General features: G+C 38.0%; 22 protein-coding genes. 6 read left to right on the top strand and 16 right to left on the bottom strand.

From position 1 onward, the window contains the following. Window positions 1-206: 206 nt before the first annotated feature. A complete protein-coding gene (locus C9J29_RS07545; RefSeq protein WP_043990054.1) occupies window positions 207-1,379 on the top strand; it encodes a multidrug effflux MFS transporter in 1,173 nt (390 codons plus the stop codon). Between the two features lie 70 nt (window positions 1,380-1,449). Here the strand turns inward: C9J29_RS07545 and C9J29_RS07540 are convergent, their stop codons facing one another. Beyond that, window positions 1,450-1,947: a hypothetical protein gene (locus C9J29_RS07540; protein ID WP_008175908.1), complete on the bottom strand. Its 498-nt coding sequence runs from the start codon at window positions 1,945-1,947 to the stop codon at window positions 1,450-1,452. Between the two features lie 96 nt (window positions 1,948-2,043). Here C9J29_RS07540 and C9J29_RS07535 point away from each other — a divergent pair, with 96 nt between their 5' ends. Further along, complete coding sequence (locus C9J29_RS07535) at window positions 2,044-2,496, top strand: NUDIX domain-containing protein (protein ID WP_008175907.1); 453 nt, start codon at window positions 2,044-2,046, stop codon at window positions 2,494-2,496. A gap of 16 nt (window positions 2,497-2,512) precedes the next feature. On the opposite strand, the gene C9J29_RS07530 is transcribed toward C9J29_RS07535, so the two are convergent. Both C9J29_RS07530 and C9J29_RS07525 read right to left on the bottom strand, forming a co-directional pair. Further along, complete coding sequence (locus C9J29_RS07530; RefSeq protein WP_237068788.1) at window positions 2,513-2,908, bottom strand: GNAT family N-acetyltransferase; 396 nt, start codon at window positions 2,906-2,908, stop codon at window positions 2,513-2,515. A gap of 78 nt (window positions 2,909-2,986) precedes the next feature. After that, the gene (locus C9J29_RS07525; protein ID WP_008175899.1) at window positions 2,987-3,304 is read right to left on the bottom strand and encodes a MazG nucleotide pyrophosphohydrolase domain-containing protein; all 318 of its coding nucleotides are present in this window, start codon (window positions 3,302-3,304) and stop codon (window positions 2,987-2,989) included. An 80-nt stretch (window positions 3,305-3,384) separates the two neighbouring features. On the opposite strand from C9J29_RS07525, the gene C9J29_RS07520 reads away from it, so the two are divergent. Then, the gene (locus C9J29_RS07520; RefSeq protein WP_107921876.1) at window positions 3,385-3,960 is read left to right on the top strand and encodes an LOG family protein; all 576 of its coding nucleotides are present in this window, start codon (window positions 3,385-3,387) and stop codon (window positions 3,958-3,960) included. 55 nt (window positions 3,961-4,015) lie between these two features. On the opposite strand, the gene C9J29_RS07515 is transcribed toward C9J29_RS07520, so the two are convergent. Next, window positions 4,016-4,207, bottom strand: a complete 192-nt coding sequence (locus C9J29_RS07515; protein ID WP_089984824.1) for a transmembrane Fragile-X-F protein — start codon at window positions 4,205-4,207, stop codon at window positions 4,016-4,018. 320 nt (window positions 4,208-4,527) lie between these two features. Here C9J29_RS07515 and C9J29_RS07510 point away from each other — a divergent pair, with 320 nt between their 5' ends. Together C9J29_RS07510 and C9J29_RS07505 are read left to right on the top strand one after the other, a co-directional pair. Further along, window positions 4,528-4,773 (top strand): YkuS family protein, encoded by a 246-nt coding sequence (locus C9J29_RS07510; RefSeq protein ID WP_008175890.1) that lies wholly within the window; start codon window positions 4,528-4,530, stop codon window positions 4,771-4,773. A 137-nt stretch (window positions 4,774-4,910) separates the two neighbouring features. Further along, window positions 4,911-6,077 (top strand): Ger(x)C family spore germination protein, encoded by a 1,167-nt coding sequence (locus tag C9J29_RS07505; protein WP_107921875.1) that lies wholly within the window; start codon window positions 4,911-4,913, stop codon window positions 6,075-6,077. Between the two features lie 36 nt (window positions 6,078-6,113). On the opposite strand, the gene C9J29_RS07500 is transcribed toward C9J29_RS07505, so the two are convergent. From C9J29_RS07500 to C9J29_RS07480, 7 genes are all read right to left on the bottom strand, one after another. Then, a complete protein-coding gene (locus C9J29_RS07500; RefSeq protein ID WP_107922010.1) occupies window positions 6,114-6,773 on the bottom strand; it encodes an MBL fold metallo-hydrolase in 660 nt (219 codons plus the stop codon). A 111-nt stretch (window positions 6,774-6,884) separates the two neighbouring features. Next, entirely contained in the window at window positions 6,885-8,048 is a 1,164-nt protein-coding gene (locus tag C9J29_RS07495) for an MFS transporter (protein WP_089984829.1), read from the bottom strand. 215 nt (window positions 8,049-8,263) lie between these two features. Further along, entirely contained in the window at window positions 8,264-8,416 is a 153-nt protein-coding gene (locus C9J29_RS24250; protein WP_008175886.1) for a hypothetical protein, read from the bottom strand. Window positions 8,417-8,557: 141 nt separating this feature from the next. After that, window positions 8,558-8,689, bottom strand: a complete 132-nt coding sequence (locus C9J29_RS24925; RefSeq protein WP_255250286.1) for a hypothetical protein — start codon at window positions 8,687-8,689, stop codon at window positions 8,558-8,560. A gap of 594 nt (window positions 8,690-9,283) precedes the next feature. Next, a complete protein-coding gene (locus C9J29_RS07490) occupies window positions 9,284-9,937 on the bottom strand; it encodes a hypothetical protein (protein WP_089984831.1) in 654 nt (217 codons plus the stop codon). Between the two features lie 45 nt (window positions 9,938-9,982). Further along, window positions 9,983-10,918 (bottom strand): PD-(D/E)XK nuclease family protein, encoded by a 936-nt coding sequence (locus C9J29_RS07485; RefSeq protein WP_008175883.1) that lies wholly within the window; start codon window positions 10,916-10,918, stop codon window positions 9,983-9,985. 12 nt (window positions 10,919-10,930) lie between these two features. Then, on the bottom strand, window positions 10,931-11,671 hold the full coding sequence (locus tag C9J29_RS07480) for a sulfite exporter TauE/SafE family protein (protein ID WP_008175882.1): 741 nt from the start codon (window positions 11,669-11,671) through the stop codon (window positions 10,931-10,933). Between the two features lie 92 nt (window positions 11,672-11,763). Between C9J29_RS07480 and C9J29_RS07475 the strand changes: the two genes are divergently transcribed. Continuing rightward, window positions 11,764-12,261: a hypothetical protein gene (locus C9J29_RS07475; RefSeq protein WP_008175881.1), complete on the top strand. Its 498-nt coding sequence runs from the start codon at window positions 11,764-11,766 to the stop codon at window positions 12,259-12,261. A 52-nt stretch (window positions 12,262-12,313) separates the two neighbouring features. On the opposite strand, the gene C9J29_RS07470 is transcribed toward C9J29_RS07475, so the two are convergent. From C9J29_RS07470 to C9J29_RS07455, 5 genes are all read right to left on the bottom strand, one after another. After that, window positions 12,314-12,622, bottom strand: coding sequence for an RNHCP domain-containing protein (locus tag C9J29_RS07470; protein WP_043990023.1), 309 nt, complete (start codon window positions 12,620-12,622; stop codon window positions 12,314-12,316). Between the two features lie 360 nt (window positions 12,623-12,982). Then, window positions 12,983-13,615, bottom strand: coding sequence for a hypothetical protein (locus tag C9J29_RS07465; protein ID WP_008175878.1), 633 nt, complete (start codon window positions 13,613-13,615; stop codon window positions 12,983-12,985). Window positions 13,616-13,623: 8 nt separating this feature from the next. Then, window positions 13,624-13,791, bottom strand: coding sequence for a hypothetical protein (locus tag C9J29_RS24245; RefSeq protein ID WP_008175876.1), 168 nt, complete (start codon window positions 13,789-13,791; stop codon window positions 13,624-13,626). Continuing rightward, window positions 13,784-13,969 carry a helix-hairpin-helix domain-containing protein gene (locus C9J29_RS07460; protein ID WP_008175871.1) on the bottom strand — a complete coding sequence of 62 codons (186 nt, stop codon included), beginning with the start codon at window positions 13,967-13,969 and terminating at the stop codon, window positions 13,784-13,786. Before C9J29_RS07460 ends, C9J29_RS24245 begins: the two co-directional genes overlap by 8 nt. 71 nt (window positions 13,970-14,040) lie before the next feature. Then, window positions 14,041-14,640: a CPBP family intramembrane glutamic endopeptidase gene (locus C9J29_RS07455; protein ID WP_171365391.1), complete on the bottom strand. Its 600-nt coding sequence runs from the start codon at window positions 14,638-14,640 to the stop codon at window positions 14,041-14,043. Between the last annotated feature and the right edge of the window lie 208 nt (window positions 14,641-14,848).

Raw genomic sequence — 14,848 nt, 5'->3', positions numbered from 1 at the left:
TTAATAGAAATAGCAATTATTACTATATAAAAATTATAAAATAGTTTATAATAGAAAGCTGACTATGCACTCCTACTTAAAGCATATAAAGGTGATTTCAACATGCTATCTTATGAACGTATTCTAATAATGGTCCCGCCGGTTCCCTAGCTACGCTTTCTACTTGTAACGAACAAAGTAGAATTTGCTTGTAGGAGGGCAATATGTTGAAAAAACAGGCAGTACCATCTTTATTGTTAATGATTGTTCTTGTGGCGTTCCCACAAATTAGTGAAACCATTTATACACCATCTCTACCGGACATTGCAGATGCACTTGGTGTATCCAATAGCTCTGTCCAATTAACCTTAAGCATCTATTTTATTGGATTTGCATTAGGTGTTTTTTGCTGGGGATGGATTTCTGATATTATTGGTCGTAGACCTGCCATGTTAGGCGGTTTAGTTTTTTATGGAGTAGGGAGCGCATTATGTTTTTATGCGGACACTATCTCCATTCTAATCATCAGTCGTTTTATTCAAGCATTCGGTGCTGCTACTGGCTCTATTATTACGCAAACCATTTTGCGCGAAAGTGTAACCGGTAATAAACGACATGGTATGTTCGCACAAATTTCCGCAGTCATTGCGTTTACTCCTGCGGTAGGACCTTTAATTGGAGGCTGGGTGGATCAAGCACTCGGCTTTCGGGCAGTATTTTTTGTCCTTGTGGTCATGAGTATAGGGTTGTTCATCTATGCCTATGCCAGACTACCTGAAACAACGCAACCAGCTACTAGGCAAAGAATAGCGATTTGGCCAGTCGTCAAACGCATTTTTGCTTCACCGACCGTTCTTGTCTATGGTTTGCTCATTGGGGGCATTAACGGTGTGCTATTTAGCTATTATGCGGAGGCACCTTTTATTTTCATTGGTCACTTTCAGATGACGCCTGGACTCTATGGATTTCTTGGCATCATCGTAGCATTGGCCTCGATTTTAGGAGCGATGATCTCTAAGCGACTTATCGCCACGCATCCACCTCAACAAATTATTTATATAGGTTGTTCCGTGATGTTGATGGGCGCCTTCCTTTTAATGATTGTCTGTACTTTACCATTGCCTATTAGTATGCTAGCCATGAGCATCATGGTTACCATTTTTATCTTGCTGTTAGGCTCGGGCATTGCCCTTCCTAATTGTTTAAGTCTAGCATTGGTAGACTTTCAGGACGTCATTGGGACAGCAGGTGCCATCTTTAGTCTCGGCTATTACTTGCTTGTCAGTGTAATCACATCTGGTATGAGTTTGCTTCACAATGAATCCTTGCTGACGATGCCTCTTTATTTCTTGGTGTTAACGATCATGATGTGGTTTAGTGCAAAAAAATATATTCGATAATGGATGCTAGCGGGCATCTTATCTAATTAAACAAAAATGCCACCCTGTTTGCTGAGGGTGGCTTCTTCTTTTATTGAAAATAGTGTTCCACCACTTCCTGTGCGGATTGAAACACTTTATTACTTTGTGTTTTATAAAGGAATTTAGGATTCGTACAGGCTTTCTCCAGACTTTTAGCTTGCTTTAGCTTATCCGTCATTTGCTCAATAATATCCGTATAGCCATCTAGCTGATTTGAAATTTTAGGCAGCATAATAGGTGAGATGTCTAACACAATTGACACCTGATCCTCTGCGTAGCTATTTAAATTGATAAAAAAGCATTGTTCCAAATGCTTAGAATGTTTATCGACATTAATGACCGCCTTTTGAAAATGGGCAACTAGGCCTGTAGAAGTTTGTGTAATGTTAAAGCCTTGCTCTGTCAAATGTTGTTCAATGAGCTGTAGAAACTGATCGACCTCAGCATCTAGTTTCGGCGTGACCGTTGATTGGATTAAATCATCACAATTTTGATAAATTGTATCAATTTCAGTCTGTTTTTCAACAAGTATTTTAAAATTGGACATTGAATACACGCTTCATCTCCCCTTTTTATTAAGGTAGACATTCATGAAGCGTTTTAGTCATAATCATAAAAAATTAACAAACCTAGGGAGGTTCCTATGATAAGAAACTCTGTCAAAGCCATCATCCTCGTGGATGGTGAAATATTGCTGATCAAAAATAAAATTACAGAGGAATATTTTTATATTTGTCCTGGAGGCGGACAGGAGCATGGTGAAACATTTCATGCGACACTTCAACGAGAATGCCTTGAGGAAATTGGTGCTTCTGTCCATATTGGAAAACTTCTTTTTATCCGCGAATATATTGGAAAAAATCATGAGCATGCTGCCTTTGACGCAGATGTTCATCAAGTAGAGTATTATTTTCTATGTCAGCTCCATGAACAATTGCACCAACCCTCTAATCCAGATAGTCACCAAATTGGGACTGAATGGGTCTCAGTGGCAAGGCTCCATGAGTTCCAACTTTATCCGAAAGCATTAATTCCACAACTTCAGCGATATGTGCAAGGGCTAGAAACAACTATTTATTTAGGTGATATCAATTAGCAAAGGCTGCCTATTTTTATAGACAGCCTTCTTCAGCCTCAAATGGTTTTACCATCGTATAATAGCTACTGCCAGGCGGATAATCTTTTATTTCTCCCACCATTTGATAGCCTCTTTCCTCATAAAACGTACGAGCTTGGAACGAATAGGTGGTAAGCAACGCCTTGTTAGCGCCCATTTCCTGTGCAGCTATTTCGGCTTGTGCCAGTAATTTACTGCCCAAGCCTTTTCCTCGATACTCTTCTTGAAACCAAAATTTATGTATTTCCATCCATCCCCAATACACTTCTGCGGTCAAACCCCCAACCCATTGCTGGTGTTGATCAGTAACGATCAAATGGAGAGGACGAACGGCTCCCTTCTGCCTACTTTCTCGATGATGAAGAGAATGCTCGTTATTAAAGCTACGAATTTTTTCACTTAAAAAATTCGCAAAATCATCATGCTGTTCATATAAAATTGAAATATGCGTATCGATATGGGGTTCCTCCTAATCCTGATAACGCTTCAAAAGTTTGTCTTGATGCGCCACGAAAATTTCCTCAAGTGGTATATCATATTGATTGGCAATGACAATAATATTCCCTATAACATCACCTAGCTCTTCCATAAGCTCTTGCTTATTTTCCTCATAGGATTGTGTTATTTCATCAGGTCGATCTCGGCCAATTTCTAATGCTCGTATAGCTCTAGCAACCTCGCCTGTTTCTTCTGCTAAAAAGCCAATTCGTGTAAATATGTTGAGCTCTGACCACCCACGGCTTTCATAGTAGTCCTTCACCCAATGTTGGAACTCATTTAATTCCATTTTTGCTCTTCCTCCATTTCTTTCCTATTCAAATTAAATTATACTATAAAAGAATCTCATCAGATATGGAGGAATCAATAATGAACAGTATCGCAGTATTTTGCGGATCTAGTATCGGCGCTTCAGACGCCTATCGTGAAGGCGCAATTCAACTTGGGAAAGAGCTAGCCAAACGTCAAATTACCCTTATTTATGGTGGGGCAAGCGTTGGCATTATGGCAACAGTAGCCGATACTGTGCTACAAGAAGGTGGAAAAGTTATTGGCGTGATTCCAACCTTGTTAGAGGCGCGTGAAATTGCGCATCAGCAGTTAACAGAACTGATCGTTGTCAATACGATGCATGAACGCAAAAGTAAAATGATGGAACTAGCAGATGGCTTTATTGCCCTACCTGGTGGTCCTGGTACATTAGAGGAATTTTTCGAAGTGTTTACTTGGAATCAAATCGGCCTCATCCAAAAACCTTGTGCCATTTTCAATATTGAACAGTATTTCGATTTATTAATTTCATTTTTTGATCATATGCAACAGGAACAATTTTTAAAAGCACAATTTCGAGAAGCATTAATCGTTGACGCAGATGCGGTAGCGCTTTTAGATAAATGTCAAAGCTTTGTTCCTCCAGCTATAAAAACCTACGAGCTAAGCAAATAATCAGTTGGTAAGGTTAGTCATAGTCATACTCGACTGATCTTACCACCGCTTCTTTTTATCTCGTCGCATCTCGTTTTTTTACCACAAGTACAGCTACCAATACCATGATGAGCTTCACCACAATTATGATTATATACAAGCTAAATGATAATATGGCTGGTAGTAAAACAAGCCACCATGACCAAGCAATAATATCCGTTAGCTTTAATAGGACCAAAACAACAGTTAATACTTCTACAATGCCCATCTCTTCACCACCTTTGTCTGTAGACTATGTACCTACGTATAGGGAAATAATAAAGGTAAATCATACAACAGTAGAAAGTTCAATGTATCCTATTTCTGCAAAAAGTGAGTTTGCACCTTTAATAAAAGCAGAATTTGCTTTTCCAGCCGAAGCTTAAAGATGTTGAATTGTTAACAGACGAATCATTAGCAACCATTATGAAGAGAGGATTTCTCTTTAGAATGGTTTTTTACTTTTTCAGTCATTAGCCACCTTCAAAAAAATAATATGAATAATGCGCAACATGAAATGGCACATTACTTGTAGGAGGTGGACAAATTATGTCGAGAATTATTGGTGTTGAAGAATCATTATCTAATATTGAAGAGGCTTTAAAAGCGAAAGGCTATGAAGTCATCCAGCTTCGCAATGAAGAGGATGCCAAAAAATGTGATGCCTGCATCATTACGGGTCAGGACAGAGACGTCATGGGGATTAGTGACCCAGTTATAGAAGGTCCTGTCATTGATGCGAATGGGCTTTCAGCTAACGACGTCGTTCAACGTGTCGAAAAATATTTTCATTAATCATGAAGTGCTGTCGCGAAAATATGGCGAGCAGCACTTTCTTATTGGTTCTCCTTACATACTTATAATATCTACTTATAATACACCTAATAGTTGTACAAAATAAATAATAGGAACTTTAAAAAGTAGGGAGATATATGAGCCAAAAAAATATCATGCTTGTAATTTTAATGCTTACAACTACACTCCTCATGTCAGGCTGTTGGGATGTAACAGAACCCCAACGGATGTATTATGTGCAAGGTGTTGGTGTTGATTATAAGGATAATGAATATATAGCGTACATCCAACTTATGAACTTTGCCAATGTAGCAAAAACAGAACAATCGAATCCACAAGCTGCACCAACTGAAGTCGGGAAAGCTACAGGAAAAACAATTGAAGAAGCAATCTATAAATTGTATCGTTCAATGGACCAAGAAGTCTTTTGGGGACATATGACCTATCTCCTTTTCTCAGAAAAAGCGATGGAAAGTGAGCATGCTATTCCCATTATCGACACGTTTCTACGCTTTCGAGAAACAAGATATCATATTTGGGTCTATTGTACACAAGACCCCATCGAGGAAGTTTTATTAGTATCTCCTATTCTTGAAAAATCACCGACTGCGACCAAGCTGAGTAATCCTAAAAATACTTCGAGACAAGAATCATTTGTAGAGCCGGTGAACTTGAGACAGCTAGTCATTGGTTTAAATGAGCCGAATCATGAAATGAAGGTCCCATTCATTTCCATCAATCAAGACTGGGAAACAGCCAAGGAATCTCGCACTGAAACTGTTTTTGCAGGTGTCGGTATCCTGTCAAAGAACACCTTTAAAGGCTTTATTAAAGGCAATACAGCACGAGGAATTGAATGGATGAATAATGAAACGAAGCAAGGAGAAATCACGATCAAATTAAACAATACGGAGGAGCGCGACTACTTAACTGTTGATATTAAAAAATTAGATGTCAATGTCAAACCAATTGTTGAAAACAATCAAGTAAAATTTGAAGTGTATTTAAAATTTAACACCATTTTGAATGGCTTTAAAGGAAAAGTGACAGCGAGCCAGGTCAGAAAAAAAGTAGAAAGTGAAGTCAAAAAGGAAATTATGGCTACGTTCCAGGAAGGTTTAAACATGGATGCGGATGTCTATCGATTGTCAGAATATCTCTATCGCGATAATGTAAAGGTATGGAAAAACATACAGAAGGATGGCAAAATCCCTTTAACCAAGGATTCCATTAGTAAAATCGATATTCATATTAACAAAGTAAGCCCTGGGCGAAAATCATTTGAAGAAACAATTACCGAATAATAAAAACGACCACCCCTATTAGGAGTGGTCTCTTGTTTATGATAATACTTGATGAAGCTGATCAAGGACAGCTCCTCTACTTATTCCTCCGTGATAGCATACAACCGTTTCGATATCGAGGTCTAGGTATTTCTGTAAAGACTCCTGAGCTTCCGCTAAATCTAATACAGACGGTTCATGGATACCCGCAATATGGCCTTCTACACTGTATAGGGAGTCACCGGCAATTAATATTTTGCTTTGTGTCAAATAAAGACTGAGATGGCCTGGCGTATGTCCAGGTGTATGGATGATTTGAATGCCTCCGCAAAAAGGCAATTCTTCACCATCACTCAAGGTCACATCCACTCGTCCCTTTGGTGGATTTTCTAAATGCGCATCTTTTAATAATGGTAGCTCCCCTTGAATATACGGTTGCTCCAGTGCATGCGCATATACTCGTATATGCTGTCCACATGTCTGTATTAATTCCGGCAAGCACCCAATATGATCCACATCCTGATGCGTGAGAATGACCGCACTTAGCTGGTCCAAAGAAACACCAACCTGTGCCATCGCCTCTCGCAATTCCTCCATTTGTCCAGGAAAACCTGTGTCTATTAACACAGCCATATCTTGATTCCACAAAAGCGTTGGATGAATAATGAATCCTTGATAGCTCAGTTTCAGTACCTTTACACCTTTTGATATTTCTATAGCATTTGCCCCCTTTGCCAAACATGAAAAGATAATGGTGATCCTCTTTTAGTTTCTGCTTTCAGCCTAAAATTTCCTGCCATCCCTATCATGGACTTAAAATTTTATTGGCTACATATGATTATTTTTTCTCGTTCTCTTAGCATCTTTATAAACAAACAGAGCAACAAGAAGAAAGCTTATACTAACAACACGGAAAATCATCTCTAAACTAATCCATTCAGCTAAAAGCCCTAAGGTGAATGCGCTAATGCCAACTCCAATATCAAAACTAGAAAGAAATGTGGCATTCGCTGCACCACTTTTTGCCTCACTTACTTTTTGAACTGTCCATGTTTGTAAACAAGGCATAACGGTTCCATAGCCCGCTCCGAATAGGATAGCTGCGATAATAAGCATCCCATTATTTGTCGCGTAGGATAACACAATCAATGATAAAAAACCTAGCACTGCTGACACAATGATAATCGACCACGGCCCCGTTTTATCAAACCATTTTCCTGTAAATGGACGTAGTAAAGTGGAAACCATCGCATTGATTAGGAAAAATAAAAAAATTTGATCTAACCCTCTTTGTTCGCCATATAGCACAAGGAAGGTAATAATTGCACCAAAGCCAAGCGTTGTCATAACAGTCAGTAATGCTTGAAACCATACTTCTCGTTCGAAAATCGCTTCTATAAATCGAAATGGCTGCTTCTCATGTTTAACCGGTTCAGCAGAATAAACAAATTGAAGAGCTATCACTGCCAAAAGGCAAAGAATGACGGAAGAATAGATTAATAGTTGGAAAGAAAAAGAATGATAGATTAGGATGCCTAAGCTAGGGGCAATGATAGCTCCCACTGTTGTTGAAATAGAAAAATAGCCTATCCCTTCACCTAATCTTGTTTTTGGAATTAAATCCACCGCCATTGTACTATTCGCAGTTGTTGACACTCCCCATGTTACTCCATGGAAAAACCGTAATAGTAGGAAGAGCCAGATTGTGCTCAAAAAGGGATACATAATTGTAATCATTAATAACATAACCCCCGCACCAATTGCTAAACCTTTTCTATTGTTATCGACTAAATAATAGCCTACAAAAGGTCTAATGATAATAGCCCCTATTGTAAATACTGTAGTAACCAACCCTACCTGAAAAGGAGAAGCATGTATGCTAATTAAATAGGCTGGTAAAATAGGTAGTAACATTTCAAATCCTATAAAAGTTAAAAAGTTACTAATAAATAAAAAAAGAAATGCTGAAGTAAAAATTCTTTGTTTTTGCATGTTAAAATTCCTCGCTTCTAATTAATCTTTTTTAAATTAGAAGCGCTTGGCACACTGAAACATTCCTAAATTGCCTTAACTTTTTAAGCAATCGTCTCACCCTTTCAAAAGCTTTATTTTTAATAATTCTTCTTTAACAACACAAAAAGACGCCAGCTAACCGGCGTCATAACATGTATACAGTATTTAAAAAGAACAATCATAAAGGATCTTCTTTATCTATTAAATACACAGGCAAAAAGCTTTCGGTTGCTGAATTCTATATGAAGTTTTTCTAAAAAACGACAGACTGGTCCCGTTGAATTGAAATCAGCTAATTGTAAAAATGTTTTAACTTCAATTGCAGCCATTCTGAAAACAGTTTCCATCACTTTTTGCCTCCTCTCGAAATATCAATACAATATAATTTAATACAAAATAATCAAAAAAGCAAATTCAGTTTTCCGCTCTCACATTCTTTTAGGGCTACTTGATACAACCTTATCATGTGAAGTTAGGTGAATTGTCCTTTATCTGTGTACAATATACCCTACCTTACGTGGTGCCACTACGTTTTGCTTTTCAACACTTTTCATACGATCATCTGGCGTTTTTTTCATAGGAGTTATCAAAAGTTCAAACATGGTTAATTGTTTATCCATTTTCATCCCCCTTTATGATTCTTAAAAGGTATTGTACACTCTATTGGCTGCTTATCTTATATATGTTTAATAACTAGATTTTATACTAGAGGAAAAAATAGAGACATCTTTATACCTAGTACTTTCATTTGAATAAGAAAAAGCAACCTGTATCTCGACTGAATAAAAGGAATATACCCGTTCATTACTCTAGTAAGTAAAATAGCGGAAGTAACATGAACCCTACTAGCAAAAGCACTGGAATCAAGGAAACAATTAAAGCCAATATTCTTAGCTTCCCCTTTTGACTAAAAAGAGCAGCTAGAAATGACCACAATATCCCCTATTTCAGAGGTTCCATTCACTACAATGGGGGTAATAAAAGCAAAGACCATGAACAAAGAAAATAATAACAATGAAATCATACTCAAATATTTTCTCAACACAATTACTTCACCCCTCCTGGTTTTTTCTTCCATTATTTTAACATAAAACATTTCATATCTTATGCAACTAAACGGCTCAGAAGTTCAATAAAAAAAGAGCTGCGAATGCAACTCATAAGCTACTACCTTCACTTCAACTGTTTTAAAGCTCTCCTTCTTGAATACCTTTTTATAAAATTCGTGCAGTCTCCCCGTCGATTATTTTAATATGTATAAACGACGAACCGCCTCCTTGAATATGATTGGGCACGTCAGATAAATCAAGTAATTCCTTTATATGAATGAACTTTTTACGATTAGGCTCAATCTTCACATAATAAGGGCCAGCTACATTCATCAGAGACGCGATACGCTGTCCGTTATCCGTTAAATGATCATCTAAAAACTCTAGCTCAAATGACACCGCTTCATTACTTCGATTTTGTAATTCAAGATGACATTCTCCTTGTAATACATCTTTGCTTACTACATCAAATTGGCATTCGCCATTCTCAGTATAAGAAATCGCCATAATGCCACGAGCGAATGTCTCTTGATAGATGGTCATCAGAAGAATGGGTAATAAGGCAAAGGTGATTAGCACTACACCCATTGATAGGAGGTGAAATTTTTTCAGACCCTTGACAAGAAAAATCAAAGCAAGGATAAAGAGAGCTGAACCAAGTAACCCAAGCAGCACATAGCCCTCATCAGTGAGGATTGGGAACGACATAAAGGAAACTCGTGCATTCACCATTTGATAGTTAGGAAATGGGAAAAATAAACACATACAAATTCCTAAAAGGATGATGGACGTAACAAGCGCCCCTTTATTTCTTATCATATTCTCCCTCCTCTAGTAGAAATTCAAATAGGCGATGCTCCATTTCTACTTTTGCGCACATAATTCTCTAAAATTACATCCACGACAATGCCATTTTTCTTGTGTTTGTTCGAAATCTTCCAAGTCCACAGGCTCGTTAGAAAAAATATCAGCTTGATACTTTTTCATTTCTAACACACTATACTGAAATGTATGTAAAATATTTTCCATATCGAAATCGGTGAAGCTATATTTCTTCCGTTTTCCGGTTAGTAAATATTCATTATAGACCTCGATTTGCTCAAGTGGCACCCGATATTTTTGCTGGACATAATAGGCATAGAGGGCTAATTGCTGGCGATCATCATCTGACTCGCCCCCCGTCTTCCAGTCCACAATTACCCATTTATCTGTTAGTTCATTAAAGTAATGAAAATCCATTACAACGAACACTTGGATATCATTGATTTTCATTGAGCGAAACTGTTCGGGCTCTCCAATTCGCAAAGAGCCTCTTTGTGACGTAATTTGTTGAAATGTTTCACTCCTCAAAAAATGCTCAAAAACAAGCTTAATTCGTTCTTTATAGTCCTGTACTAGATCGGTAGGAAGTTTGCCAGTATAGTAAATTTCCTGCATCATATAGTATTTATTTGGTTTTTGCCTCCATGATTCAAGATGGCGAGTAGAATCAATAAAAGCCGCATTCAGCTGTCCTCGAGCCCAATGAATCAGCTCCTCTAATGTGGGAGGCTTCCCTGTTTGTAAATAATCATTAATAGCCTGTTCAATAAAACGGTGAACAATTTGCCCAAATAAAATAGGCATGGGTTGAAGTTTTTTTAAACGATACACAAGTTGATGATAAGGCTCCACATTGTAGCTTAGCCATCCGTTATGGGAAAAATAATATTCATAGCCATATTTACGGGCACAGCTTGTTAGCGTTTTATGACGTGATAATGACCATGAAAACGTAGGGTACGGTGTAATTTCAAACACGACAATCGCCTCCTATAGCTGCTGGATAAAATCATAGACAAGCTGTACAATCAGAACAATGGTTACAATACGAAGTAGCAGTTTGACTTGATTTGCGTTCACCTTTCTTGCTAAAACAATACCAATTTGCGCACCAATCGTAGACCCTACCATTAAAATCAATGTCAGTGGCCATTCAATTTTCCCCGTAGCAATATAGGTAATCGCTGCTCCTGAGCACATGGCGAATACCCCTACCCTTGAGAGTCCTACTGCTTTAATATAAGATATTTTCTCATGCGCATATGTATAAAGGGCTAGTGTACTACTGCCAGGCCCAAACATACCATCATAAAAACCAACTCCAAGGAGGATTGGACCATTTTTTCGATTCATAATAAAGAGTTCCTTATCGCCAAAATCTGCCCCACCCATAAAGGACATCATTAACGCAAATCCTAGTAAAATGATGGCAATAAACGTCAATGCTTGACTACTCATAAATGAAGCAAAAAGTCCACCCAATGTTCCACCAATTAGGGATACCAATAAGACCGGTCTCATTTCTGACCATGCTAATTCCTTACGTTTATAAATCGTATAAAAGCTCGAAAATGCACTTACCATATTGGATACTTTATTAGCCCCAATTGCTGAATGGACAGGCACCCCCATTAACATCATCGTTGGCAAGGTGATTAAACCACCGCCACCCACTAACGTTCCAATGACATTCCCAATGATGCCAATGAATAAAAATAACAAGTATTCCATCATATCCTTCTTTCTCTCTCACAAAAGCAATCATTCTATGATACAGTATAACAGATTGTAATTTTGAATGATGATGGAAATGAGGGGCAAGGATGCAGACACAACAAAAAACACCAACACCACGCTTTTGTCACCAGCTGACGGTCATCGTGGCCACCATTTTTTTAGCTGGCTTCACAGCTACACTAATTCAATATCGAAAGCTTCCTGCAACGATTCCCGTTTTACAAAGCTTTACAAGTGACCATGCACAGTTTGGGCCAAAAATTGCTATTTTTTATTTACCATTTATCGCACTCATGCTATTTTTACTTTTACACTATTTAGAGATGAAAGCAGCCTATCCTATGATGAGAAAAAATAAACCGCCGCTGTCCCATAGCCAGCGTCAAAATGGCATCATGACATTTTGTCTCATAAAAAATAGTATTTTACTGTACTTTACTTACTCCCTTTTCAACGACCTTACGATTGCATTGGGACGCGTTCGCATTTTACAACAATGGCATGCATATCTTTTTCTTTTCTTGCTCTGTGGTATTTTCAGTATGGGGATCGTACGAGGCATTTTATTGAATAAAAAGCGTTAAAAAAGACGTATTAAAGAGTTGCTCTTTAATACGTCTTACAAACATGAAACGACTATATAGATTGCATAAATAGAATAAGTTGATCCTCTTGTGTGCAATCCACGGCTACTTTATTGCGTGACTGGTGACCACATTTTGTACATTGATGTACAAGTTGATACCCTTTTTTAGATGAATAATCAATAGTAATAGGTTTCATTAACCCTTTACATGGATTGGCTCTATCACCAGGTACAATATCTAGTTGCTTTGAATATAAACAATGTGGGCAATGATTGCGGAAACTGCCATTGTTTAATGGTGTCACGTCTAACCCACATTGTTCACAATGAAATGCTGTATTTTTAGTTTTTCTACTCAATTGTTCTTCCTCCAAGACGAATTTTTCATCTTTAGAGAAAGGGTTCCGTTTTGTTTTTCTATATAAATAGTATTAGGCTTTGATCATGATTTAACCCATTCACCGTTTTGCTCTACAAAACGATTACTTCTAATTCCACCTTCAAAAGAGCCTATTTCATCTCTTTATCCGAACCACGATTGACTTTAGGAAATTGTATCAATCACTGTAAGACGGACCTCTCCACCTTCCACTAGTCGGTGCTCATTGATCATCACTAACTTAGGCATTCGTCCCCTTATGAACAATTGTAGGAAATCTATTTACCTTCAAATGAACGACTCCTCATAAGTTTCATGTTTTGTTTAGTAAACCAAATAGTTATTCACGATCCAATTCTCTTTCCATTTGTCTAAAATTATGTATTAAACCATACTTTTGTACACCACGCGCTTGTTCGATGCTAGCATCAGCCCATTGGCGAAATAATTCTTGATTTTTTTGACTATGGGCGTATACCGCCTCTACAGCGGGTTGCATCCAAGGCTGTGTCAGCTTGTCGCTTCTCATAGCAGCCGTTCGACCTTCCATCGCTGCAATATAGCATAGGGCATAGCTTGACAATGGCTCCTTGTTAATTTGCTGGGCAGCAGCCTTTGCCGCTCCAAGATTTTTCTCCATAATTGCTTTCGTAAATAGATAATTATATTTGATGGCTGGTTGCTTATAATGGTGGATGATGACATCGATAGCACGAATCTGTTCATCTACCGTCCCATAAGCGGATGCATAGAGAGCCGCAAATATTGGTTCTTTTTGACGGCGCTTCACCCATTTATCTACAAGTTCCATATTGTTTGATCGATATAAAATATGTACATGACGGTAAATAATAGCTACCACGAACACTGCAATTATACCGAGTGAAAAGGATAGCCGAACACCTGATAAAGATAGCACCATAGCCAGCAAAATAATGGCTAAATAAATGACTGTTAATTGAACAATTTTCATAATGCCTCCTACTGCAATTTCCTGCGCATTTTACGTGAAAAGATGAAACCCGCTCCTATAAAGAAGACAAGTGCCATTACTTTCATGATAGGAATGATAAAAAGCTTACTGATGAGGAAAACAACGACTATATAATAGACCACCATTGCCAGTAAAAATAATGTCAGCTTATTCACGAGGCTCCCTACTTTCCTTTAATGCCGCCTCAATCGCAGCAAGCGCTTTTGGTCCCATTCCATGTAAATGAGCTAAAGTGGAAAGGTCAACGTTTTCCAGCTGTTTCAATTGTGTATAGCCTGCTGCCTGTAATGCACGAATTGCAGGTTTGGCTACTCCCTTTGGCCATTCTGTCATGTTTGCACTTCCCTTCAAGAAAAATCTTCTCTGCCCTATTATGCAAGTGACGGCAAAGAAATGCAAATAAGTCAAAAAGATAGAATTTGAAACATGGATAAGCAAGCAGTCATTAAATTAGTCAAACTATGAATACTCCAGCTCGTCATGATGGAGCCCCCGCTAACTCGCTCATTCATCCATCCCATCACATAGCCTGCTAGCCCCGTAGATAGTACAACTAACAAGATGATTGGAAATGGTAATACCGTCCATAACATAGCCCCATGGATACAGCCAAAAACGAGGCTTTGTAGCAAATTTCCGACCTGGAAACCAAATGACTTTGCCAGCCTTTTCAGTAAAAAGCCACGGAACAAAATCTCCTCTGATAAGCCGGTCTGAATCATAGCATACAGAAGAGCGGGTATGACCCCCGCTAAGCCAAGACCAGTAAATTGATTGGACGCTAATATGGAACCATCCATGTAAAAAAAGACGAGAGCGAAATTAGGCACCACTAATACGACAATAGCAAGCATATAAAACATGGCATATTTCCCCTTATCGACAATAACTGGCCTATGAAATCCTAACCATTCGAGGAATAGTTGTTTCTTTTTAGCTGTAAAACTCCACCAAACAAACGGTATGACTGAAAATAACACCACTTGCACAATTGCATTAATCATATTTCCCCCCCTATTCATTACGTTAAGTGTAGAAGAAAGACCTATTAAATTCAATAACAATTTAATGATAATCGTTAAATTATTAATCCTTTAAATTAAATATTAATCGTTTTACTTTAATTATAATAGGGTAAGATTTCATTATTGTGCTTCGGTTAAATTTCATATATACTCAATTACAGACAAACAAGGTCTTTAATATACGCAA

This window comes from Lysinibacillus fusiformis (genome assembly GCF_003049525.1).
GTDB lineage: Bacteria > Bacillota > Bacilli > Bacillales_A > Planococcaceae > Lysinibacillus > Lysinibacillus fusiformis.
This window is presented reverse-complemented; position numbering and strand designations above follow the sequence as displayed.